The 22,715-nt window shown below is 46.5% G+C and carries 21 protein-coding genes and 2 pseudogenes; 2 read left to right on the top strand and 21 right to left on the bottom strand.

All coding sequences use genetic code 11. From position 1 onward, the window contains the following. Positions 1-304: 304 nt before the first annotated feature. The 19 genes and pseudogenes from ACS5NO_RS28310 to ACS5NO_RS28220 form a co-directional block, all read right to left on the bottom strand. Positions 305-1,108: a LytR/AlgR family response regulator transcription factor gene (locus ACS5NO_RS28310; protein ID WP_439418246.1), complete on the bottom strand. Its 804-nt coding sequence runs from the start codon at positions 1,106-1,108 to the stop codon at positions 305-307. After that, a complete protein-coding gene (locus tag ACS5NO_RS28305; protein WP_439418245.1) occupies positions 1,105-2,256 on the bottom strand; it encodes a sensor histidine kinase in 1,152 nt (383 codons plus the stop codon). Before ACS5NO_RS28305 ends, ACS5NO_RS28310 begins: the two co-directional genes overlap by 4 nt. A 110-nt stretch (positions 2,257-2,366) precedes the next feature. Then, positions 2,367-4,385, bottom strand: coding sequence for an outer membrane beta-barrel protein (locus tag ACS5NO_RS28300; RefSeq protein WP_439418312.1), 2,019 nt, complete (start codon positions 4,383-4,385; stop codon positions 2,367-2,369). 126 nt (positions 4,386-4,511) lie between these two features. Continuing rightward, positions 4,512-4,805: pseudogene (locus ACS5NO_RS28295) on the bottom strand (carboxypeptidase-like regulatory domain-containing protein); the annotation flags it as partial. Between the two features lie 641 nt (positions 4,806-5,446). After that, a complete protein-coding gene (locus tag ACS5NO_RS28290) occupies positions 5,447-5,605 on the bottom strand; it encodes a hypothetical protein (RefSeq protein WP_439418244.1) in 159 nt (52 codons plus the stop codon). A gap of 195 nt (positions 5,606-5,800) precedes the next feature. After that, positions 5,801-6,058, bottom strand: a complete 258-nt coding sequence (locus ACS5NO_RS28285; RefSeq protein WP_439418243.1) for a hypothetical protein — start codon at positions 6,056-6,058, stop codon at positions 5,801-5,803. A 280-nt stretch (positions 6,059-6,338) separates the two neighbouring features. After that, the gene (locus ACS5NO_RS28280) at positions 6,339-7,325 is read right to left on the bottom strand and encodes an alpha/beta hydrolase (RefSeq protein WP_439418242.1); all 987 of its coding nucleotides are present in this window, start codon (positions 7,323-7,325) and stop codon (positions 6,339-6,341) included. Then, on the bottom strand, positions 7,325-7,987 hold the full coding sequence (locus ACS5NO_RS28275; RefSeq protein ID WP_439418241.1) for a hypothetical protein: 663 nt from the start codon (positions 7,985-7,987) through the stop codon (positions 7,325-7,327). Before ACS5NO_RS28275 ends, ACS5NO_RS28280 begins: the two co-directional genes overlap by 1 nt. Positions 7,988-8,045: 58 nt before the next feature. Further along, entirely contained in the window at positions 8,046-9,206 is a 1,161-nt protein-coding gene (locus ACS5NO_RS28270) for a helix-turn-helix domain-containing protein (protein WP_439418240.1), read from the bottom strand. Positions 9,207-9,349: 143 nt separating this feature from the next. Then, positions 9,350-9,865, bottom strand: coding sequence for a hypothetical protein (locus tag ACS5NO_RS28265; RefSeq protein WP_439418239.1), 516 nt, complete (start codon positions 9,863-9,865; stop codon positions 9,350-9,352). A 118-nt stretch (positions 9,866-9,983) separates the two neighbouring features. Beyond that, positions 9,984-10,406 (bottom strand): hypothetical protein, encoded by a 423-nt coding sequence (locus ACS5NO_RS28260; RefSeq protein ID WP_439418238.1) that lies wholly within the window; start codon positions 10,404-10,406, stop codon positions 9,984-9,986. A 51-nt stretch (positions 10,407-10,457) separates the two neighbouring features. Next, positions 10,458-11,597: a serine hydrolase domain-containing protein gene (locus ACS5NO_RS28255; protein ID WP_439418237.1), complete on the bottom strand. Its 1,140-nt coding sequence runs from the start codon at positions 11,595-11,597 to the stop codon at positions 10,458-10,460. Between the two features lie 110 nt (positions 11,598-11,707). Continuing rightward, a complete protein-coding gene (locus ACS5NO_RS28250; protein ID WP_439418236.1) occupies positions 11,708-12,532 on the bottom strand; it encodes a DUF4440 domain-containing protein in 825 nt (274 codons plus the stop codon). Between the two features lie 153 nt (positions 12,533-12,685). Beyond that, positions 12,686-13,456 (bottom strand): LytR/AlgR family response regulator transcription factor, encoded by a 771-nt coding sequence (locus ACS5NO_RS28245; RefSeq protein ID WP_439418235.1) that lies wholly within the window; start codon positions 13,454-13,456, stop codon positions 12,686-12,688. Between the two features lie 18 nt (positions 13,457-13,474). Next, a complete protein-coding gene (locus tag ACS5NO_RS28240) occupies positions 13,475-14,626 on the bottom strand; it encodes a sensor histidine kinase (protein WP_439418234.1) in 1,152 nt (383 codons plus the stop codon). 23 nt (positions 14,627-14,649) lie between these two features. Further along, positions 14,650-14,886, bottom strand: a complete 237-nt coding sequence (locus ACS5NO_RS28235; protein ID WP_439418311.1) for a transposase — start codon at positions 14,884-14,886, stop codon at positions 14,650-14,652. Beyond that, entirely contained in the window at positions 14,867-15,178 is a 312-nt protein-coding gene (locus ACS5NO_RS28230) for a hypothetical protein (RefSeq protein ID WP_439418317.1), read from the bottom strand. Before ACS5NO_RS28230 ends, ACS5NO_RS28235 begins: the two co-directional genes overlap by 20 nt. Continuing rightward, entirely contained in the window at positions 15,179-15,337 is a 159-nt protein-coding gene (locus ACS5NO_RS28225) for a hypothetical protein (protein ID WP_439418316.1), read from the bottom strand. It lies immediately after the preceding gene. 194 nt (positions 15,338-15,531) lie between these two features. Then, positions 15,532-15,657, bottom strand: a complete 126-nt coding sequence (locus ACS5NO_RS28220; RefSeq protein WP_439418233.1) for a hypothetical protein — start codon at positions 15,655-15,657, stop codon at positions 15,532-15,534. Positions 15,658-15,837: 180 nt separating this feature from the next. Between ACS5NO_RS28220 and ACS5NO_RS28215 the strand changes: the two are divergent. Further along, positions 15,838-16,663: pseudogene (locus ACS5NO_RS28215) on the top strand (IS982 family transposase). A 197-nt stretch (positions 16,664-16,860) separates the two neighbouring features. On the opposite strand, the gene ACS5NO_RS28210 reads toward ACS5NO_RS28215, so the two are convergent. Next, positions 16,861-17,547 (bottom strand): recombinase family protein, encoded by a 687-nt coding sequence (locus tag ACS5NO_RS28210; RefSeq protein ID WP_439418232.1) that lies wholly within the window; start codon positions 17,545-17,547, stop codon positions 16,861-16,863. Positions 17,548-17,723: 176 nt separating this feature from the next. On the opposite strand from ACS5NO_RS28210, the gene ACS5NO_RS28205 reads away from it, so the two are divergent. Continuing rightward, a complete protein-coding gene (locus ACS5NO_RS28205; protein ID WP_439418231.1) occupies positions 17,724-18,377 on the top strand; it encodes a recombinase family protein in 654 nt (217 codons plus the stop codon). A 383-nt stretch (positions 18,378-18,760) separates the two neighbouring features. Here ACS5NO_RS28205 and ACS5NO_RS28200 read toward each other — a convergent pair whose 3' ends face one another. After that, entirely contained in the window at positions 18,761-22,657 is a 3,897-nt protein-coding gene (locus ACS5NO_RS28200; RefSeq protein WP_439418230.1) for a hypothetical protein, read from the bottom strand. Between the last annotated feature and the right edge of the window lie 58 nt (positions 22,658-22,715).

Here is a 22,715-nt window from a genome sequence, read left to right as displayed (position 1 = left end):
AGACAAATTTTATTTGTCTCCACTTGCTTAACCCATAGAAATCCGCGCGGATGCTCGTGCTCAATGCCGTTCGTGATAAGCTGATTCATCGGGTCTGCTCAGTCGTGCATCGTCAGCAGAAATATGATAAAAATTATGTATCACCCCTTGTTTGAACCATGGAAATCCGTGCGGTATAACCGTCGGCGAAGACATTCGACATTAAATTACCAAACGCCCAGTCAACAGGAATCTTATTTTTGTCACTCCCCGATGGCGGCCTGAGAAAAATCTCCAGTGTACTATTGCAAGTCCACTTTTGAGTCTAACAGAACCTTTCGGGGTAGGATGACCAGCCGACGAGTTGGCCGAGCCGGTCGCGGTACGATCGGCTCCAGCGGAGAATTGTCCCATTAGTAAGCTTTACGTTGTATTCCCCGTTGAAATATGGTTCCATTTCCTGAATGGCGTATTGGTTAATGATATAAGACCGGTTGATGCGGATGAACTGAGCGGGCGGCAACCGGGGCTCCAGCGAACTGATGGATTCGCTTAGCAGGTGACGTCGGACACCCGTATAAACCCAGAGGTAGTTGCCATCGGCTTCGACGTATTGAACGTCGTCTACCGAAACGAAGAAGATCCGCTTGTTTTCCTTAACCATCAGCCGGGTAAGGTACTCAGTTTGCGGGCTTGGCCGATGGGCAAGTGTTGTTTCCAGCAGCGCGTCAAGGCGGGTCGTAAAATCGGAGGCTTTTTTTAGCAACAGCTGCTCAATAGTATGGTCGAGGGCCTGATCAAAGCGCTGCCGGCCGAACGGCTTCAGCAAATAATCCATCGCCTTTAACTCAAACGCTCTCAGGGCATACTGATCATAGGCCGTTGAGAAGATAATGTGGGGTAGATATACTGGCTGAACCCGCCGAACCACCTCAAACCCATCCATTTCGGGCATTTGTACGTCCAGAAAAATGAAGTCGGGCCGGTGGGTTGTGATCTGCTCAACGGCTGAATAGCCATCCGCGCACTCGCCCACTACAGCGATGTTCGGGCGGGTAAGCAAAAACGACTTCAACACCTGTCGGGACAGTTCTTCGTCGTCAATGAGCAACGTTCGGTAGGTTGTCATACCGTTACTAGTTGAGGACCGACGGATACAGGTTGATTAGTTTGCTGAACGGGTAGCGTCACCTGAACGGTTACATAGGTTGATCCGGCCGAGAAGTCAAGGGTAGCCTGATCACCGTACAGATGTTTTAAGCGTTCGCGAGTATTGGTGAGTCCAATGCCCGTACCTCTGCGTCCCTTCATGAGCGGATTGTAACTATTGACAATGGTAAGCGTAAGGTGGTCATCCAGCAGTTGAGTCGTTACGTGAATGTATTTATCGCCCAGCGAGGCCTCTACTCCGTGAACGATGGAGTTTTCAATCAGGGGCTGGAGGATAAAATGAGGTACCAGACACGACCGTGTTTCGGAAGCTTCCTCGATGGTCAAACGGAGTCGGTCGCGGAAACGAATCTGCTGAATCGCCAGATACATTCGGGAAAGTTCTAGCTCGTCGCTAACCGAGACCAGCTGCTGGTCTCGGCGGTCGAGAAGAATCCGAAGTAAGTTGCTCAATCCGTTGATCATTTGAATCGCCCGGTCGTTATCCCCCACGAGCATCAGGCCAGTAATGGCGTTATGCGTATTGAACAGAAAATGCGGGTCGAGCTGCATTTTTAGGGCCTGAAGTTGGGCATCAGCCAGTTGGGTACGTAACTGCTCGGCTTTTAATTCGACCTCCTGCCGGTTAATAGTTGCCTGGTGATACCGTACTACGTAGAGATAGACGTTGATACAAACGACAACAAAGAGGTAGATGAGCAAAAAGAAGTTGAACCGGGTCATGTACTCGGCCAGATACTGCGCAATGGTATCGGTCGGCCGGTGACAAAGCCAGGTCTTGACTAATCGGGCCGTTGGAATTTCAATCAGGAATTCAAGCGAGAGGAAGAGCACACCCAATAGCAGATGAATGCCTGCCCACCGAACCAGTCGGTAACGGCTTAGGGGATACCGGAACGCCAGATGCACGATAATCGGGCTAAGCAGCGTCCAGATACTCCATTGCACGGCAAAGTAGGTGACATCTAGAGCCGGATAGCGGTAATCGTTTTTCAAGGCATATGACACGAATATTTCGAGGAGCGATAAGATCAGGAACCCGGCAAAAAAGCCGAAGGTGTAGCGTCTGAGTATACGTTCGCTAAGGGGTAAGGTAGTACGTGTCATAGCCAGTTAGCTTTGAAAATAGACCGATGGATTACCGTAAAATTAGGTTGTTCCATTGAACAGGCAAACCCTACCCAGCTCGTTCGAAGCATACCGATGGCAAAAATGAATCATAATCGGCGCTGTTCGTCTTCGGTCGAGGTGGTCCGCTTACGGGCCGCTTTTACGTTCTGACTACCCAAGCGATAAGTAAACGTAGCGCGGGCTTGCCGGGTCTCGGTTTGTAAGTATTGCGTCAGGTTAAGGTTTTCGTACGAAAGTGTAGCCCGGTACGTGTTTGTGTACAGGATATCTAGCCAGTTGATGCGCAGGGTCGCTCGTTTCTGCGCAAACGTTTTTTGCACACCAATGCTGAGTTGTCCCTGGCTTTTGATACGAACCAGGTTCATGGCTTGCGGAGACTGGTAAAAGGCCGAGACCTCCAACAGCCAGTTGTTGGGTAAGGTCAAGTTGTGTGTTGTCCGGACATTGATCGACGGCTGCTGGTTGCGCACGAATCCGTTTAAATACTGAAAAACGAAGCGGTTGTGGTAGAACGAGGCAGTATTGACCGACGACCACGTTTGCGTAAACCGTAGGGAATATGAGCTGCTTACAGCCACATTCACAAACCGATCCATATTGATGACCGTGCCGCGCTGAATTAATGTCACATCGTCTTGGGTCAGTACCGAGCCGATGGCGTCTTGGGTAGCGCTGTAGCCGACAGTGGTAACCAACGGCCCGTACGTATGGGTAAACTGCACAGATTGGGTATACTGGGGCGTAATGAACGGATTGCCCTGGGCGAAAACCAGAGGAGAGCGAAAGATAATATTTGGGTTAAGGTTCTGATAATTAGGCCGGTCGATGCGTCGGCTGAGGGCTAACCGGAGCTGATGTTTCCCCAATTTCCGGGAAACGGTTAGGGAAGGAAACAGATCAACATACCGGCGAGCCACCGTCTCGTTGGTGGTGACCAAGAGTGCGTCTGACCGGGTGGCTTCGGCCCGTAGGCCCGCACGCAATTCGTAACTTGGTGCGGTGTAATTCAGGCTAATATAGCCTGCCTGCACTGTTTCGCCATACTGAAAGTGGCGGCTGAACAAGGGAGCGGTCTGCCAACGCTCATCCAGCTGCTGTTCAAAGCGCACGTCGCTATCGGTCCGTACATAGGTTCCTTTATAGCCTGTTTCCAAAGCCCACCGGCGACTTAGTCCACGCCGGTAGTCTACCCGAATCGACAAAATATCAATCCGGTTGGGCGTGTAGCCCCGGTAGTACAAAGACTGTGAGACAGCCCCATTGGGTAAATAGTAGCCACCGCCGTACTGATCCTGGCTGGTGCAGGTGTAACGGGAGATGTCGAGGTCAGTATTTAGCTCATGCGGACCCTGAGATCCGCGTCCGGTGGTATCGAACGTGTACCGAAAATTGAGATTCAGGAGCCGGTTGGCCGCTTCCGTTCGGTTGTCGTTGTTAATTTGGAGCAACGAGTCGAGCTGGGTCGTACGGAAGTACATCCGGTTGTAAATCGCCTGGGTTTCATTGCTGTACTGATAGTTAGCCAGCACACCCAGGGTAGCGCTGGCGTTGAGGAAGATATCGACACCTGCCGAAACAGGCATACTACCCGGTTTGCGATACGCTTCATTATCTACATCGAGAAGCAACCTAGGCGAGCGGGTTGTTACGTAGCGTTGAACCTGCGTCTGCCAGTGTAACGGATTAAAGCTCCAATCAATGCTGCCAAAGGCATTTAGCCGCCCTGTTCGGTAGTTCATGCTCACGCCCGACGAATACTTGACCGTTTCGCCTACGCCCAAACTGCCCGTGTAGGTGCCGTTCAGCCCCTGGCTCTGGTCTTTTTTGAGAATGATGTTAATAAGACCAGCACTACCGGCGGATTCGTAACGAGCGGGCGGATTGGTCAAAATCTCAATACGGTCAATACTGCTTACGGGTAAGTTCTGCAAAAACGAGGTCAGCTCCTGTTCCGTCAAGTAGGATCGTTTGCCGTTGATGAGGACGGCTACGCCTTGTTTACCCAGCAGACTGATCGTGTTTGACTGCGGATCGACGGTTAGGTTGGGCGCTTTGCCCAATACGTCTAAGACATTGCCTCCCGCCGAAACAAGGCTGTTGCTCACGTTGAGTACGGTCCGTTCGCCATCTGACTCGATGAAGGGTCGACGCCCCACTACCTGTACCTCATTAATTTGCTGGGCTTGGCCAACTAACCGAATCGTCCCTTGATCTATGACGGGCTTATTAGCTTCAATCAGGATAGACGGAGATTTATACGGTTGATAACCAAGCATCGAAACAGTGAAATAGTACGTGTCTAGGGGAAGATTGGTCAGCGAAAAGCGACCTTGTTCATCCGTAAGGGTAGCTTTGATCAAGGTTGAATCAGCCTGTTTGTACAAACGTAGGCTCGCTTGCGGAGGCAACTGTCCCGGTGCTTCCTCAACGCGCCCGCTTATTTGCCCGGTTAAGACGGGTTGGGCAGCCAATGCCGTCGTTACAAAAAATAATTTAAGTAGGGTAAAAAAACGATTCACGGCCATTTAACAAACAGTTATTTAAAGCGAAAATAGACTGGAGTCTGACCCTGTTCAGGTTTGTCTTGTGGTTCGTGCCGAATCGGATGTAGTTTGTGCTGTCAGGCGCATTAAGTGAAATGGATAGGTTAAGCGTTTCGTGCACTAAGCCAACCGCGCAAATACACGTTATAGAACTGGATCAGGTTACCCTTCGGGTCTCCCGTAATAAGCAAAAGCATTCAGAACCGCTCGTTGATCGGCAATCGGTATTTGATCTCAATACCCCGGTTATAGCGCTTTTTCTCCCGGCAAGGCAGGTCATCAACCCAGATGTTTAACTTGAAGAAGTCTCCTGCTCCGGCCGCGTCTGTTTTGAGTTGGGGAGGGCCGTTAGGGTAACAACCTTGGGCTGGTGAACAACTTCCAGCATAAAATCACCCCACGACAGCATCGCAAAGCCCTTATCGGTAGTGAGCTTTCCGTAACGAATGCACGAGAAGTAAAGTTTATTGGTGTACTGTCCAGGCGTATCGAACCGGTGTAAAACTGACGTAGAGACGGCGACTGCCTCGCAATCAAAGAGCCCAAAAGCAAATAGATACAAACGTAGACCAGTGCCTGTAAAAGCCAATTACGGTGCCAGCCAATTACCCCGGAGTAAACGGTTAGGTCGACGTAGTTTGCGACGTTTTTGGGCTTAGTAACCAGACGGTGATGGGCACGATAATAGCTTTTACGAGCAGGCTACTCACAAGGAAGATTCCCGCATTTCGGAAGTTCAGGGCGGGAAAGGCCGACCGAAACCAGATTGTTTCCAGTTGCATAAGTACCGTTTCCAGACCATCGTGTTAAGAAACAGGTTAGTATACCAATTGTCATGGTGAGCCAGCGGGACCAGTAAAAAAAGCGAACAATACCTGACTGGCCAGCCCGAGAACGAGCATGACCAGCAGATAAAAGATCGTGTTACACAGCCAGTGTAAACGGACTGTTTTTAGGTACGAAAACAACTGTTCTGCCTACTGTTCGTGGCGGTTCAACTGACGCAGAATGGCTACCGCATAACCGCCAACGTTCAACAATCCGGCGGCCCCGAGCCACTGGTTCAGCGCAAGCCGGTTGGGCATCAGCAACAAACTGATGACGGCCAGACCAAACGGAAGCAGGTGGCCCTGCCGAACGATCTGTACCCGCGGCATGGGTTGTGTGAGTGCCAGGGCGTATCGCCACAGCACCGGCCCGTGCAGGAGTGCTATACACTCGCTCAGATATAACAAACTGGTAAACTGGGGCTCCAATCCAATCCTTTCTCCACAACCCAGACGGCGGCCAGATTAATGGAAATTAGTCCCAGCCAGCTCGCCAGGATACGGTCGGCTACCGAATGGCGGGGCTTCCCTACCTGAAGAGCCCCGCAAAAAAGCGTGACGCTGAGCCTACTGATAATGAGTGGTTCCAGAGTTTGAAGCGAATATAATTCTATCCGGAGTTGATGAGTAGTCAATAAGTTGCCCCATAGGCTGGCCGTGATTCCGACCCGCTTATGAGGCTATTGGATTACTTCCCGCTTTCCAGTCCGGATAGATAGCGATTGATGTGCTTAAGGCTTTCGGCGGCCCGGCAGTTGACAATACCTTCATGTCCCGTGCCCGGGATTCTGACGTGTTCGCGGTTTTTGAAAAAGTTAACCTGAAACGTTTCCTGAAAATCGTACCCAATATCTTCAGTCAGTTCGCTGCTAATAAATAGAACGTTTTTTTCAAAACGATTCAGGTGAGTTGTGCAGTCAAAGGTAGCCTCCTCGACCTCTCCCAGTGCAATGGCTATGGCCGAAGCGGCCCCCGACCGATAATAAATTCCCTGGCAATCCGACCCGCGGTCTGTACTTTTCTTGTTGGCCTTGGCAAGGTCATAGACATAATCCGCCTGGGCATGGCTACCCATTCCAATCAGTTGTTTTGCCCAAAGGAACTGGTTGATATCCCTGGCAAAAAAATTCAGACGGCTGATGGCTGATGGTGCCTTTTTTTCAATTTCTGACGAAAACGATCCTGGCTCCAGTAAAATAAGCCCTTTTATGCGCTCAAGATGGGTATTCGTATACTGAACGGCGACTCGACCTCCGTAGGAATGTCCGACAAGAATAACCGGCTCATTGGGAGCGAAATGGTCAATAAGCTCTTCCAGGTCTTTTACGGACTTTTCTACAGTCAACTCACTCATCGGATGCCGTCGCGATAGACCGCAGCCCCGGTAGTCGTGGTAAATGACCTGATAATTAGCCGGTAATGACCACCCCCCGACCGACTGGTTGAGCGCCAGATACGACCGAAAATCGTCGCCGGGGCCTCCTTCCAGCACAAAGATCTTTGCTTTTTTTGCGTCCCCGTAGGTCTGCACATGCAGCCGGGTTTCAGACAATGTCACCGCCGGGAGGGAAGCATCCTCATCGACCGTCCGCGCCACCAGGTTGCCTGGTTCGGCGGGGTCAAGGCTTTGACAGGCAGCCAGGGCCAGAAAGCCGATTACATAGGCTTTTTTCATTAGAATCGTTTGTTTACACCGAGTAGAAAATAGGCAGGAGGTAGCAATTGATCCAGCGAGCCACTGGTTTGATAACCGCCTTTAAGGCTCATTTCCAGACTCTTCCGGCGGTTTAAAAGATAAAGCAGATACACCCCCGCCCGCAGGTTGGTGGCCGTCTGGCGATACCAGCCATCTTTGGCAGCCGCGTAAAAATCATCCCGGAACGTCTTCGAATGCGTAATGTGGGTGGCAAACAGCGGATTATAGGTCAGGTTCAGGCCCACGCCAAACCGGTTGAAGAGCAATCCGGGGTTCAGCTCGACCACCGCGCCAATGGCGTTGTAATCACCCGCCTTGTTAGCGGCCCTGACTCCCTGAAGCGCCACCTGACTCGCCAGCAAAAACCGCCCCACACTGCCCTGCCAAGAGCGGATGCCGAGTTGCGCCCGGGTGTTGTTCAGACCGGGCAGCGCCGTGTTTTGGGTAAGCTCAGCGAACGGGGCCGAGCGAAAGCGTGGCAGATGAAAACCGTACCGGATGTTGACAGCGACTACGCTGTAATCATACCCCGCTTCCACCGCCAGCAGATGAGTTTGATCTTTACCCGGCGGAGCATACTGGCTCAGGGCAGGCAGGCGGAGCAACAAAGCGGCTCCCAGAAAAAAATGTTTTGCGGTCATACTGATTGAGTGATAATGCGGCAAAATTCAGCACTGAGGGCATACCAGTCGTCCGACCCTATAGAGACAGACTAACTTTCCGCATTTCTTTTCGGTATTGCCCGGGCGATTGCCCGGTCGAATCCTTGAACGCCTTGTGAAACGTGGATTTCGAATTGAAACCGGCTTCAAACGCCAGCGCCAGAAGGGTATACCGGTCGTATTTTGGATCGGATAGAAGCGCTTTACATTCGTCAACCCGGTAGCCGTTGACGAAGTCGTAAAAATTTTGCCCCAGTTCGTTATTAATCAGATCAGACAGCACATTGGTCGAGGTGTCAAGCCGGGCGGCCAGTTCGGGCAGGGTGAGGTCGCAGCTTCGGTACGCTTTGCCCCCGGTCATGTGTTGGAGAAGCCCTTCTTTGAGCTGCTGCCTCAGAGCATCCGGCAGACTGGCCGAACGCGGCATGCGCAAAACCGGCTCGTCGGGCGATTCTGTCGGCCGGAGCGGTTCTTCCTTCGGAAAAATGGAATTCTGCCGAACGGCATAAAACCCGAGTGAAAACAGAATGCCGATCAGCAGCAGCGGGGCGAGGAGCTGCAAAACCGGCAAGGCCGGAATGTAGACGGGAAAAAGTTCGTGCAGATGAAAATTAGCCCACAGCAACCAGACCAGAAACAAACCGTAATTCAACCGTCGAAGCCAGGCCAGATTTCGCTTCTCAAGTGCTCCGGAAAAATAGTTTTTGATGTGCCGCTGATACCGGCTAACTAGACAGAAACTGAGCAGCAAATACACCACAAAATGCAACAGGCCGAGGGCGGCCACGTGGTCGTAGTCGGTCGGCTGGTCGTTCATCAACCGCGTCAGGTAATCCAGCTTCTGGTGATCGCTGGCCGTATACAACGGGAAAAACTGCAGGAAGCACAGCAAGACCGGAAGACCGTGCAAGAGCTCATACGGCCGGAAAGAAGCCGACTCTTCGGTGAGCGTTTTGGTGTAAAAATAATACGTGGTTCCCCAGCAAAACAGCAAAGGGACAAGGACTTCAATGAACTCGGGATGCGTTTGAAACGAGCCGTTTTCTTCCAGAATGGTCTGCAACAACAGGATGGCTCCAATCAGAAAAAACCCGGCCAGCCAACGATTTGCCTTCCAGTTGCCCTGCTTCATGGCGCCCAGTACCACGCCGAAAAAGAGCAGGTTCGCCATGCTGATGCTATATAAAATCTCCTTCATACTTTAGCGGTGAGGATAGGCACGCATTCCTCCCCATGACATATATACGTTGTTGCTGGCTAAAAATGGCTGATGCAATCCCTCTCATAAAATCATTTTGTGACCAGTAGCCCAAATCCATCCGAACCCAGGCAGAGCAGGAATTACAATAAGGCGGGCATAAACACTATTGAGTCATCCCGGTTTCTGGCCTGGCGAATCAGCTTCAGCCAGTAGAAACCGTACACCTCGGTCGGTACCTCCGCCTGCTCGTGTACCGTGATAACAACGTTATTCTTCACAAAGCAGACCCTGCCCGATAGCAGTTGTTTACCGTCACTGTACAAACTCCTGTTCTTGAGACGATAGCGTTGGCCCTGATAAACGAAACGGCGGTTTTTTACTTCCATAGTAGCCATTGGCTGCCCATTTTGCTTTACAACCGTGCGGTTTTTTTCCTTAACAAATTGATACCGTATACCCGTAGGTGCCTGTATTTCTGAAGCACCCAACCGGACGTAGAATGGCTTACCTGAGTTCGTAATTTCAAAGGTCTTTCCGCCCGTATATGCTATTTTAAACGAACAGCTGTAGGAGATGGCCGATTGAGCCGATAGCGGGTGCGTACGGAGGAAACCGCAGCAAACAATGCACAGAGCGAGAAGCTTGATCTGCTTCATGGTGTCGAGAGATTAAAAGTGTAAAATTCTAACGGGATAGCCATGCGTAAAGCCAGGTCTGTCCAACTGGTAGGGCAAAGCCGTAAGCGGTTTACCTAACCCCGATTGCGGGCGGGAATTAAAGACCGTGGCAGCGTCCTTCAGGCCGGGAAGCCGGTGCGATCAGAGGGAGAGCCGTCAGCAGCAGCCAGTATCGCCAGCCTAAACCGATGAGTAAAACTTCCCAATTCAGGGCGACAGGAGCCAGATACAGAGCGATCAGCAGGAGTGGTAAGGAATGTAATCCTTGCAGGATATGAATTGCCCGGCGTGAAAGTTGTTGAGGTTGATTATTTTTTCGTCGCTCCCACAGTAATGCCAATAAAAGTAGACAGATAAGGGCCAGGCCAACATCCGCTATTCCTGCTTCCATAAAGCGATGGCCAGGCAAATTTAAAAAGGCTGCCACGAGCGGAAAAACAAGTGAGACACTGAAAAAGACCACGAAGAGTCGTGACAGAACGTTTTGTTTTCTGTTCGGAAAAGTTGGTAGTGAATCCATGGCAGTAAAACCGGGTAACTTGAGAGCAAAAGCTTGCAATCGGTAGTTAACCTACTTTTTGAAATAGGCATCCAGCAGCTTGACAAATGGCTCCCCTGGATTATTATCGGTGTTGTTATTAAATAAGCCGATCACGGCTTTTTGACTATCGGGGTCCAGGGCGATGAACGCTGTGAACCCACCCGTACCCCCATCTTTCACCATGATGCGCCTTTTCTGGGGTGTTTGATAGAACTCCCATCCCAGGCCAAACAGGTCCTCGCCCATGTACTGGACCGTGGGCTTCTGGCAGGTGATCATAGCGCGGCCTAGGGCGGTTGCGGAGTTCGCCGTAAGCTGAGCTTGTGCATACTTTACCAGATCGACCAGATTGCTTTTTAGTCCGCCGGCCGCAGCCATGCCGCTCATGGTCCAGTAAACAGCCGTGCCCGTTCCGTTGTGAGGATAGGCTTTGTTGGAGACGCCATCCAGTGATTCGAAGGTTGTACTACTCATTCCTAAGGGGCTGAGAATAGCCTCATTGACTACATTTTGTAACGAGCGCCCCGTCTGGCGTTCCAGTATTAAGCCTGCCAGAGCGTACGCCAAATTACTGTAATAGTTATGAACATCTCCGGCAGTTGCGGGCAGGGTGCCGGGTGTGCGCACCAGTGGGTTCCTGGCAATATACTGGTATACCTTTGTGCTGTCATAGCCGTTGTAAGGATCCAGGGTGTTGGGTAAATCGGTCGGTATCCTCGGCAAACCGCTCGTATGATTTAGCAGTTGCCGGAAGGTAACCTCTACGTTATTCAGCCGCAGATTGGAGGCCAGGTTCGGGGGAAGATAGGCTTTAATTGGTGTAGTAAGCGCAATAGCGCGTTCATTAAGCCATACTACCAGCGAAGTCGCACTGAAGGTCTTTGTTAGGGAGCCAATCTCATACCGGGTTTCTTTGTCAGGCAGCGTTTTGTTGCCCTTTTTAGTTTCGCCATAATTATAATGGTTGACCTGATTTCCATTGACTAAAGCCACTGAAAAGCCGACCGTAGTCGATTTGGATACGTATTCGCTAAAGGAGTCGTGTACCAGCTGATCTAACGTACTCTGCCTTGGATTATCCGTCATCACCCGGTCCGGGGAAATGGATGAGTCAGTTTTACAGGACCCTAATAGAAAAAGTGCAAGGAGAAATACAACAGATTTTTTCATACTTTTTGTGGATAATTGAAAGCTTAAGAAGCGGTTTGCGCTAAGTCGAGCTCGTCCTGGGGTAGGCCTGCCGGGCGCCATCAGGCTGAAAATGAGCTGGCCAACGCTGGTTAGGTCGCGGTATACAGCAATTCGGCCATAATCCGCCAGCCGTTGCGGGCTTCGTGTTTCCAGATACGGATGTATACGCCTTTCCGGTTGGCATCGTCCGCAGCTTGAAACGAGCCGTAGACGTAGGCCAGATCGCCCGATTCGGCCACTTCACTGCGTTCAGCCTGATAGCGGAGGGGCGATTCTGTAGTCAGGTAGGTGTGAATAGCAGGGCCACGCATTGGCAGGTGGTTTGGCCGAAATAGCGAAGCGTCCCGGCTGAGTTGGGATGCATATGTTTTAGTTACTCCATCGGTCAGTAAACGTCTGGCAAACTGTTGATCGGCTTCGATCATCGTTTTCGGTGCAACCGCTGTACGCTGCGTGGCTATGGCTGCCCGTTCAACCTGATGGGGAATTGACTGGTCAGCGTTGGCGTAATCAATGCCCAGATCGAACAAAAACTTGTAATGCCCGTCGGGTTGCCGTTTCCAGATGGTAATGAAGCTGCCTTCCCCCGCCCGTTTGTTTCCGCTTTCAATATACCAGGGGCCCGTGGTGAATCCCATGTCGCCGGCCTGGGACATATCGGCGAAGGCTGGCCCCCAGTACAATTTGTCGGTCCATTCGGGGCGTTGTTGCCAGAGGGGTCTGGCGTAGGTGAGCCGGCCTTTGTCATACATAATGGCCGAATCCGCCATAAAGCCTAAAAAAGCCTGTTTGTTGCCAGCCTTTAGGGCCTGACGGGCAAAGGACCGTTCGGTAGAAATCATGGCATCGATGGGGCCCTGAGCCATGCTCAGGGAGCCAGACAGGGCAAGCCAGGCCAAAATAATCCGTTTCATAGTGCCTTTACACCGGGAAGAATTAACAGATGCAGGCGTTTCCTAACGCCTTTGCAAAGGTGTTATTCCTGCTCGCAATCCGGGTAAAGATTTATCCGAGCTGACCGTTTTTTTATCCCAGTAGAGAAAAAGAGCTCCCTCACCAAACGCTGACTAATTTTTCCGGGCGTAGAACGCCTTGATGTTATCGCGGTAGAATCGCGTCCACTTCAGTACCTGGCCGTTGGTCATTTTAACGTTGTATTCGCCGTTGAAATACGTCTCAACCTCAAGAACATAATCCAGATTGATGATGTATGACCGATTGATGCGCACAAACATCGATGGGTCGAGCCGCTGCTCCAAAAGCGTCAGGCTTTCGTAGACGATGTGGCCCTGCTGGCGGGTTTGGAGGGTGATGTAGTTGCTGTCGGAATGCAGATACATGACATCGCTGAGCTTTACGAAACTCATCCGCCGGCCTTCTTTAACCAGCATCCGCTTCAGGTACGGATCACGCTCACCGGTTTTGTCTCGCAGCATCTCGTTGAGCAGGCTGGTTAGCTCGGAGGGCGGTTGCGGACCCATTCGGCTGACCACCCGGTCGATAGCCTGGCGGAAACGGTCTTCGTCAAACGGTTTCAGCAGGTAATCGATGGCGTTTACCTCAAAGGCCTTCAGGGCGTACTTATCGTAGGCGGTGACAAAAATGACGTAGGGCTGGTGGTGCGGCCAGAGTTCTTTCAGGGCCTCGAACCCGTTCAGTTCGGGCATTTGCACGTCCAGAAACAGCAGATTCGGCTTGTGCTGAATCGTTTGCAAGACCGCATCGGACCCGTTGCCAGCTTCGCCAACAACCTGAATGTGCGGGAGGTGGGCCAGATAGGATTTAATCAGCTGGCGGGCAATTAATTCATCGTCGGCAATGAGTGCGGTCAGAATCATGGAGGAGGAACCGTAGGGTCAGTTTAGTGGGATGGTGACGGTGAAGGTGGTACCACCGCCGAGCGTCTGGCCGTAGTTTAGCCGGGCCATTTCGCCATAGAGCTGCGCCAGGCGTCGTTGCGTATTCCGAATGCCCACGCCCGCCCGTGAGATTTCGCCCCGAATACCGGGGCCATTATCCTGCACCTTCATGATGAGTTGATCATTCTCGCGGGAGGCTGAAATAACCAGCTTCGCCTGCGACGCGATTTTTTCCAGGCCGTGTACGAAGGCGTTTTCAACCAGCGGTTGCAGAATGTACTGAGGTACGGTGCAGTCAAGCGTTTCGGGCGTCAGATCGATGGCCACGTCGAGCCGATCCTGAAACCGGATTTGCTGGATGCGCAGGTAGCTTCTGATAAAATCCATCTCTTCAGTCAGCGTCACAAACTGCACGTCGGTATGGTCGACGATACTGCGGAGCAAGCTACTAAGGGCCGTCAGCATAGCAATGGCTTTCTTGTTTTCGTGCTGTACAATCAGGCCAATGATGGTGTGGTGGGTGTTGAACAGAAAATGGGGATTCAACTGCATTTTCAGGGCCTGAAGCTGGGCCTGATCCAGTTGTGCCTGCAACTGTTCCACATTCATTTCGGTCTGAAGCGCCTGTTTCTGCAACGCCTGGTAGCGATAACTGGCTACAATAATCTGATAGCCGACAACGACCAGCATGTAAATGGCGATGACCAGGCTGTAGCGCGAAAAAAACCAGATAATAATTTGATTAGGCGGCATGGCCTTGCTGGTTTCGAGCTCGTAAAATCGCCGGACAGCCCCGTACTCGAGACAGGTCATGCTCAGGCTGAGCAGCGATAGAATGAGCAGGTGCATGCCAATGCGCCGAACCAGTACCAGCCAGCCCTGTTCGGTGGAGATGGGATAGCGGTTGGCGGCCCACAGAATAAAGGGCGATAGTGCCCACCAGAGCACCCATTTTACGAGCCAGTGCCACGTTTCGGTGTAGTACATCGACCCCTGGGTAAGCAGTTCCCAGATGGTGTAGTGCATGTACGAAATGACGGCAAAACCGCCCCAGAACCAGGCCGAATAGCGCCAGAAGGTTTTGGGCGTAAGGGGAATGCCGGATTGCTGAAACAGCCGCCGTAAGAGCCGGTGAAACGGATCGATCACTGTAAATCAATAAATTATAGACTTTATTGAGACGTATTGGAATCAAAAATAAAACGATACCAAGAAAGCTGATCTTGATACGTCTCCCACCAACTAGCAGTAAATGATAGTTGGTCTTTGAGAAGAGAAAAGCCTGTATGAAATAAACTACTCAATTCCGACAGTTCTTTGACAAATTGCGTTTGGTTGAGCCACCGCTTAACTGATTTCCAAACCTGTTCAATGGGGTTCAGGTCTGGACTATAGGCGGGCAGTGGCACAAAGAAGATGCGACGCTCCCAGCCCCAGGTTTCCAGACATTTGTGGCTGCGAGCATTGTCCGGCACTGGCCGCCCGGCAAAACACCACCAAGGCCGTGCAATCTGTTTGTTGTGCTTTTACCGCCAGCAACGCTTGCTGGATTGATTCCATTTTACCATCCGCTAAATCGACCAGATGGCTCACGGCATTGATGCCATAAAAGCCAAAAAAGCTTTGACTACCCCGATCCGTATTGACCACACGGCTTACGTGCGGCTCGAAGGCCCAGAAGCGGGCATTGTTGCTTTGCAACTAAGCGGCTACTTCATTGGCAAAACCCCATTTAACCCGCTGTAAATCATGGCCCATTGCTTGTAAAGCATCAAACGTAGCCTGGATACGGGCACGCAATTGTTCTTCGGCATCGTCGGCCCGGCGATAGTCACAGGGGCGGGGTTTGTAATAATACATACCTTCCTGATGGCGTAGTAGGCTACACCAATGGCTGTGACTCTAGCGCACACCGGTAAGCTGCTCAAACACCTCGGCCAGTTGATGACTAGTCCAATGCTGAACCGATTGTTGCTGTAGATAGTCTCGCCAGGCTTCCCAACTTTGGCCCTCCACTTGGGGAGAAGGGCCACCGCCTTGTCCACGGCGGCTGACTAAGGCTTTTTTTTTGAAGCCCGTTGGGCCAGATTCCAGTCGGCCAGCCAGTTATAGAGCGTAACTTTGGGTAGTCCGGTTTGGGTCGCTACCACTTCGAGATTGCCTTGTTGTTGATGAATCATCCGTAGTACCATTGCTTTCAGATCAGTACTGTAACTAGGTGTTTCGGCCAAGACTTCATCCAATAGATCAGCATCATCCACACGCATTTGTCTATAAATTTAATTCAAGTTGCGTAATATAGGTCTTGCCAACCACTTGGGTACTTTTGGAGTATCTCACGCTCTAAAACCACTCACAAGATGACTGACAAGACCATTGCAATTTACTGTTTCTTTGACGATCTGTTGAAAGTTATGGGCAAAAAAAACTGATGCTCATTGCAAACTCAATGATGCCGAAATCGCTACTACCGCTCTAATGGCCGCCTTATCATTTTATGGTAATCAGGCTGCGGCATGTGGTTATATGCGCCAGCATCACGGCTTTCAGATGATCGACAAATCGGGCTTCAATCGGCGCCTGCGCCAGTTGGAGGCCACGTTAGTAACGGTGTTCCGCGCTTTGGGAGCTAGTCTCAAAGAGCTTAATACCAGCACCCGCTATATCATCGACTCGTTTCCTGTTTCCGTCTTTCGCAACTGCCGTATTCCCGTTTGTAAACTATTGAAAGGCAAGGCGTACCACGGCTATAATGAGGCTAAAAAAGAATATTTTTACGGTTTTAAGGTGCAACTCATTGTCACGTCGGATGATCAACCGGTTGATTACTTCATCACTGCCGGGAGCTTCCATGATATTACAGCTCTACAAGCCATGCAAATTGACTTGCCTGCTGGTAGTGAGTTGTATGGAGACAGCGGTTACACGGATTATGAGCAAGAAGACTTCTACGCCGAGTGTGATCAGATTTATCTCAAAATTCATCGTAAAAAGAATTCCTTACGCCCTGATGAAGCTTGGGACGTGTTTCTTAAGAAGACCTTTCGCAAACCCATTGAGTGCATCTTTAGTCAAATCACGAACTTGTTTCCGCGTAAGATTCATGCCGTTACGGCGGAGGGTTTCTTGCTCAAATTGTTTTTGTTCATCTTAGCATTCACAATTGATAGCTGTTTGGTGCAATAACCATTACGCAACTTGAATTATTGCTATTTATTTTTTGTAATTGGGGTTCTCGTATGTTTGCCTGAGTTGTTGCGAAAGGGGATAAATCCGATCTTGGCTGACGGAAAGAAAGTGATGTTGGGGCCACCGTGGCACGTTTCAAACAGTCGTTAACTCGCCATGTTGATGAGGGCTTTAAAAATAGCTTAATTGATGGCTTAATGACTTTTTGTTTCAATGACGACAATCCGTTTGGCCAGTCGCATCACTTGCGTGGCTTGAAAATTACCACCCTGTGCCGTCTGGAAGCCCGCCCCATTTAAGCGCCGGGCAATCTCGGCGTAACTTAGTTTCATCATCACTAGGGCACGAATCAGTTCAGTAGCTTTTCGATTGTTTTCATTCTCCTCGGCCCGCTTGCGATTCGAGTCGGCCGCTTTGGCCGAGACCAATGGATTCAGAAAAGACTGGGCGCCTTTCCTCCACTGACCCACTTTGCGTAGCTTTTGATTCAAGGCCTGTTTGGTACGTTCACTAATAAGCTTTCGTTCCTGTTGGGCCAGGGCCGCCAAAAGGTGAATGGTAAACTCGTTTGCATCGGGCATATCGGCGCAAACAAAGCTAACCTTCGAATCCATCAACGAGGAAATAAACGTCAAGTTGCGGCTCAGCCGGTCAAGTTTGGCAATGACAAGGCGAGCTTGATGAGTCTTAGCGTAGTGGATGGCTTTGAGCAACTCAGGACGCTGGTTATTCTTGCCCGATTCAATGTCGGTGAATTCCGCCAGGATCCCCGACGGATTTTGAACAAACCGTCGGACGGCTGCCTGTTGTGCCTCCAGCCCCAAGCCCGATTTTCCCTGTTGTTGGGTACTGACCCGGTAGTAGGCTACGAAGTTTTCCATGGTGCAAGATAGAAAATATACTCATTACAGATCTATTACGTGCGTTGTGAAAACGTTATGAACTCGAAATTTTCCCTACTTTTATCCGTGGAACACCTTCAAGAGTCAAATTTTATTGGAAAGGGGAAGGAGTGCTTCATTCTTTCTCCCCTTTACAACTCCTAAATGTATATTGTATGAAGTACGTGCCTTACTACCGGGTCTCAACGGCTGGCCAGGGAAAGAGTGGCCTGGGTCTTTCGGCTCAACGGGAAATTGTGAACCGGTTCCTAAAAGCGGATGATGAACTCTTAACCGAATTCATTGAAGTCGAATCCGGTAAAAAAGCCAACCGCCCACAAATGGCAGCCGCTATTGCTTTTGCCAAACAACACCGGGCACGCTTACTGATTGCCAAACTCGATCGGTTGAGCCGCAATGTCTCCTTTATATTTTCCCTGCGTAACTCCGAGGTTGACTTTGTGGCCTGCGACATTCCCGATGCCAATACTCTAACGGTGGGGATCATGGCCGTACTGGCACAGCACGAACGGGAATTGATCGGCGAACGTACCCGAGCGGCTTTACAGGCCAAGAAAGCACAAGGGCACAAACTAGGGATGCCCAATATTACACCGGCCATTACCCAAAAGGGTCTGGAGATCCGCCAGCAGAATGCTCGCAGCCATCAGGCTAATTTGCAAGCGGCTGAACTCGTCCGGTTATATCGCAAAGACGGACTCACGTATGCTGCTGTGGCTGAGCGTTTAAATTCTATGGGTTATCGAACCCGTAGAGGTAATAAATTCTTTGCCATGAGTGCACAACGGTTGGACATAAAAACTAATTAATTTATTTTATAAGTAGCTAATTGTCAATTAGTTGTGTGTATTTTTTCTTGTTTTATAAATTTAATTATGTTAACCAAAATTCTCGATTCTTACTGTAATTTTTTACAATTTTTATAAGAGTAAATGGCTATTAAATTAACAGTAAATATTAGGCTTGCCTGAAACTTTAATTTAAAATTTTTATGTTAAAAAACCTGAATTATATTATATGCAGGATAAATGCAATTTAACATTATAATTGCGACTGCCACGTGTGAATTTATGCATTATTGCAATCCGTTTTTCAAGTTTAATGGCCAATATTACAAGCGAGAATTTTTGAAAAGAAAACTAGGTTTTTTATTTAAATTTTAAAATTATCCGCAACCTTACATAAATATATACTATTTATAACGTAGGAAGCTAACAAATTCATTAAATGTATTTCTGTGATCTTGTGTTGATACAAATTTATCAAGAGGGTTGATAATATATTTTATACTCCAAGCCGTGTATCGTATACCATCTCTACGAATCAAAGAAAATAATATCTTTGCCTCTTCAAAACTAGTAACACGTTGAACCATATTTGAATATAAAGGAAGCACAAAAGCAAACTCATTATCTGTGTTTGTTAGAATAAACGGAATTTTATTATAAATTACTTCAAGTTCTTTAGTGATTTGATTAAAACTATTATTTTCATCTTTTACAATATTAATAATCAATTTTTGAATTCCAATAATACTTTCAATAGTAGTGCTATATCCATAATCCTTCATTAAATCAAGCATTACATTTATATTTTGTAAATCACTCTTGCTTATCGTTCGACCTAAAAGTATGTTATACACCTGGTGAGTAGGTGTTATACCTAAATTTAATAAATTTTTGAACGTCTTAATGCAATCCTGATTTGATATTTTAAAAGATGTTAGCTCTAAGAATTTTTTACAAACCATCGTACTATATTTAGACTTGGATAGCATATCAATCTGAAAATGTATATTAAGTGTATTTATCCATTCTACAGCGCCAATAAACTCATTAATGTCATTACATATATTTAATATTAATTGTATGAAATTAATATTAACTGAAATATCCTCTATAGGAATAATTTTACGTATATCTTCAATTTCTTTAAATGACTGAGATTTTTCAATAACTTTGTTAATAGCAGGACTTCTGGGCATAAAACCAGAATTCATTGCATGTTTATATAATTTTATCGAAACAGATAAAGATAAGTTTCTGCTCAAAATTTTAGTATAAAATGCCGGGTATAACTTATTTGTAAGACGATTATTTTGGCTAGTCACTTCGAGAAAAATCTCTATAAATTTATCTAGCCGAGAGTCTGGAATAGTGAACGCACCACTTTTCTCATGCAACAATAAATAGCTTGGAATTATATCTAGTTCTAGAGTTTTTTTAAAAATTAATTCAATTTTTTCATCATTAAAGTCTCGTAAAAAAAGAGGTAAAAAATGCCAACTCAAAAGTGGAACTCTGTCACTTAATTCATCATAATCTTTAGCTTCAGTATATTTCATAAAGTAATCCCACATTTGGTCATTAGTTAGTGATTTCTTTCTAAAAATCATGGCATACGTATAATCATCTGGCTCACTTAGGCATGTATAAATACTATTGATTTGGTAGAATTCTTTAAGATTAGGATTAGCAATTAAAAAATTATAAAAGTTATTTGTTAATTCTTCGCCATTTTGCGAACACCAATTTTCGGCCTGCTCCTTAACAATTAAAGAATCCCCTAATGATTTAGCACGCCTTAAGTATGCAACGAATTGCGCTGTCGTTATGTAACGGTCAGCCAAAATCATTTCATTATAAACTATTGATGCCTCTTGGAACGAAGATGCCACCTTAAAAAATTGTTTAAAAAATCTCCACCAGAATTCTATAGCAATTTCACTTAAAAAGCTTTTTATTAATTCATAAAAATTTTTAATAAGGGTCTCAAATGAAATATCTCCTAATGGAAGAGTAGAAAATAACTCTAATAGAGTATAATTCCAATAAATAATGTCCGCTTCTGAACATTTGCCCTTTAATAAAATTTGGTAATAAGTAAAAGCCTCTTTAAAAGTTTTGGCATCACGTGAACAAGCATAAAAGGTTATACTATCTGTAGGAGAATTAATAGATATTTGCTTTATGAAATCTATTTTAGTTTCATATTCATTTTTATTAGAATATAGTTTATAGTTTAATTGAGTTGCTTGATCGGCTTTATTAAGTTCTTTTTTTATATTATTTTTTTGAGCATTTTTGTCCTTTTCTCTAATGCGTGTGTGTAATGCTTGAAAGGTAAAAAAATTTGATTTCAACCCTTCAGAATACATACGCTGAAAAATATACCAGCTTATTTTGTCACTTTTAACTCTTTCGATTAGCTTATTATATAATTCTTGGGTAGGGGTATAGTATCTTAAAATTTCATCTACCTGCATCGTCTCTGGCAATAGATTTTCTCCAGCTCTATGCCCAATAATCTCTTCATAGCTTGAATCAATTATTATCCTTTGCGGCTTAAATCCAATAGAATCTGCAAGAGAAATAAATCCACACTGGATAAGTTGTATTAAAGATTCATTCCACTCACTATCAGCGATAATTTTAGGTGAAAGAAACTTTTCCGTATGTATCCTGATATTATCTATGTAGTTTCTTTTGTTTTGTTTCCAACATCCTAAAACTTTATAACTACGTAAAATTGACTTGGATAGCGTGCTTAATTGATCACTTTCATATAAATGCCTTATTGAATCAATTGGGACAAAATAGGAACCAATCCGCTCACCAAGATATTTATCATTTTCGATTTTCAATCTTTTTTTTAGGCTATTTTTTTGAAATGTATCTAAGTCATGAATACGTATGGTTTCGAAATATTGTATTAACCTTTCACCTAAATTGTTAAATAATTCAAAGTATCTGTGGCTGCTATAGCTGATAATAATATTAATATTACTTTTTAAGTCATTTAGCGCAAATTGAATAAGATTCTTATAAACGTATTCAGAAAAAGTATCCTCACAGTCATTAAATATTATAATTATATGACCTATTTGCTCTTTTATATCTAAGTTAATATAATTTAGTTCATCTTTAATATCACTATAAGTAACGCTTTGAGTTCCATCAATAATTATAATTATCGATTTCGAATAATGATTTCGAATTAACTCTAAAACTGCTCTTGATTTACCGGATAAAGGCTTACCTGTTAAAATGATGTTCTTCTTTGATTCGATCTGCTTATATAATTCATTATCTATTTCGCGGTGCATGTAGAACGACTCATTGTAACCCTGTGATGGATTTGCTCTGCGCTTTAAGAGATCAAATGGTTCAATTTCGCTCCCTCTCTTAACAGAAAACCCTAGATTTCGTTTTTCAAATTTTTTTATTGAATTATTTTCTAATAATCCTTCTCTTATTGAACTAATCGAAGTTTTTATTTCTTGTAAGGATTCATTCAATAAAATATATTGATTATGTAGATCATTTTTGATGTTAGTATAAATATCATCTCCGATATAATTGGGAATAAAAACTTTCTCAAACTTTTCTAGTATTTCTGATATTGTATGTTTTAATTCTACGTTTTGTAAGCTGATCTTGGCAAGGATATGGTTTTGATATCCATCTTTTGCAAAATTATTATCTCCCTTAAGCAACTGGTTAAAATAGGCACATACTAATTGATACCAAAGAATTCTATTTTTATTTGAGCCCGCAACAATAAGCTCTTTATTATTAATGATGTACTTTTGAAGCTCTTCAAAACTCGGCCTGTTTTTATAAGAACCTATAGGAATTCTTTGTTTTATTTCATTTAAATGGTTATTTGCCAAGTATAGCCTCAGTTCTTCATTTTGATTTGTGTCACTATGGTCGTTGGCTATCAGCTCAATAATTTCGTCATTGTCTAATAAACTATTTGTTGGTAAATACTCATTTTTTTCCAATAAGTCAAGAACTTCATTTGCTTGCTTTTCAATTGCAATTAATGTTTCTGAAAAATTGGCACCTCTATTTGTGTGAATACCCTGCAATTGTTGTACAAAGTATTTTGTTGTAAGCCATTGTGCTGCTATAGCAGATTTTTGTACATGAAAGTTTGTAGGCATGTCAAGATCCTTGAATGTCTCGACAAATTTTTTTGTAACTTTTTTATATCTTGATATTGCTTTATCTTTTAAAATATCATTTCCACATTCATGAGCGAAAGTTACTAATGCGTTGAAAATAATAGGTGCTGTGAAGTCCATAGATATTATCTAATCACTTAATGATTTGTTTAAATTTTTTATTTAAGCCTTTTTTAGG

Source organism: Larkinella fluvii, assembly GCF_051857545.1.
Lineage (GTDB): Bacteria > Bacteroidota > Bacteroidia > Cytophagales > Spirosomataceae > Larkinella.
Note: the sequence above shows the minus strand (reverse complement) of the source record. Positions and strands in the feature narration are given on the sequence as shown.

Excerpts from the sequence above, each read along its gene's own strand:
- ACS5NO_RS28310 (WP_439418246.1), bottom strand. The coding sequence starts at position 1,108 with ATGACAACCTACCGAACGTTGCTCATTGACGACGAAGAACTGTCCCGA.
- ACS5NO_RS28305 (WP_439418245.1), bottom strand. The coding sequence starts at position 2,256 with ATGACACGTACTACCTTACCCCTTAGCGAACGTATACTCAGACGCTAC.
- ACS5NO_RS28290 (WP_439418244.1), bottom strand. The coding sequence starts at position 5,605 with ATGCAACTGGAAACAATCTGGTTTCGGTCGGCCTTTCCCGCCCTGAAC.
- ACS5NO_RS28280 (WP_439418242.1), bottom strand. The coding sequence starts at position 7,325 with ATGAAAAAAGCCTATGTAATCGGCTTTCTGGCCCTGGCTGCCTGTCAA.
- ACS5NO_RS28275 (WP_439418241.1), bottom strand. The coding sequence starts at position 7,987 with ATGACCGCAAAACATTTTTTTCTGGGAGCCGCTTTGTTGCTCCGCCTG.
- ACS5NO_RS28270 (WP_439418240.1), bottom strand. The coding sequence starts at position 9,206 with ATGAAGGAGATTTTATATAGCATCAGCATGGCGAACCTGCTCTTTTTC.
- ACS5NO_RS28265 (WP_439418239.1), bottom strand. The coding sequence starts at position 9,865 with ATGAAGCAGATCAAGCTTCTCGCTCTGTGCATTGTTTGCTGCGGTTTC.
- ACS5NO_RS28260 (WP_439418238.1), bottom strand. The coding sequence starts at position 10,406 with ATGGATTCACTACCAACTTTTCCGAACAGAAAACAAAACGTTCTGTCA.
- ACS5NO_RS28255 (WP_439418237.1), bottom strand. The coding sequence starts at position 11,597 with ATGAAAAAATCTGTTGTATTTCTCCTTGCACTTTTTCTATTAGGGTCC.
- ACS5NO_RS28250 (WP_439418236.1), bottom strand. The coding sequence starts at position 12,532 with ATGAAACGGATTATTTTGGCCTGGCTTGCCCTGTCTGGCTCCCTGAGC.
- ACS5NO_RS28245 (WP_439418235.1), bottom strand. The coding sequence starts at position 13,456 with ATGATTCTGACCGCACTCATTGCCGACGATGAATTAATTGCCCGCCAG.
- ACS5NO_RS28225 (WP_439418316.1), bottom strand. The coding sequence starts at position 15,337 with ATGTATTATTACAAACCCCGCCCCTGTGACTATCGCCGGGCCGACGAT.
- ACS5NO_RS28220 (WP_439418233.1), bottom strand. The coding sequence starts at position 15,657 with ATGATTCATCAACAACAAGGCAATCTCGAAGTGGTAGCGACCCAAACC.
- ACS5NO_RS28210 (WP_439418232.1), bottom strand. The coding sequence starts at position 17,547 with ATGGAAAACTTCGTAGCCTACTACCGGGTCAGTACCCAACAACAGGGA.
- ACS5NO_RS28205 (WP_439418231.1), top strand. The coding sequence starts at position 17,724 with ATGAAGTACGTGCCTTACTACCGGGTCTCAACGGCTGGCCAGGGAAAG.
- ACS5NO_RS28200 (WP_439418230.1), bottom strand. The coding sequence starts at position 22,657 with ATGGACTTCACAGCACCTATTATTTTCAACGCATTAGTAACTTTCGCT.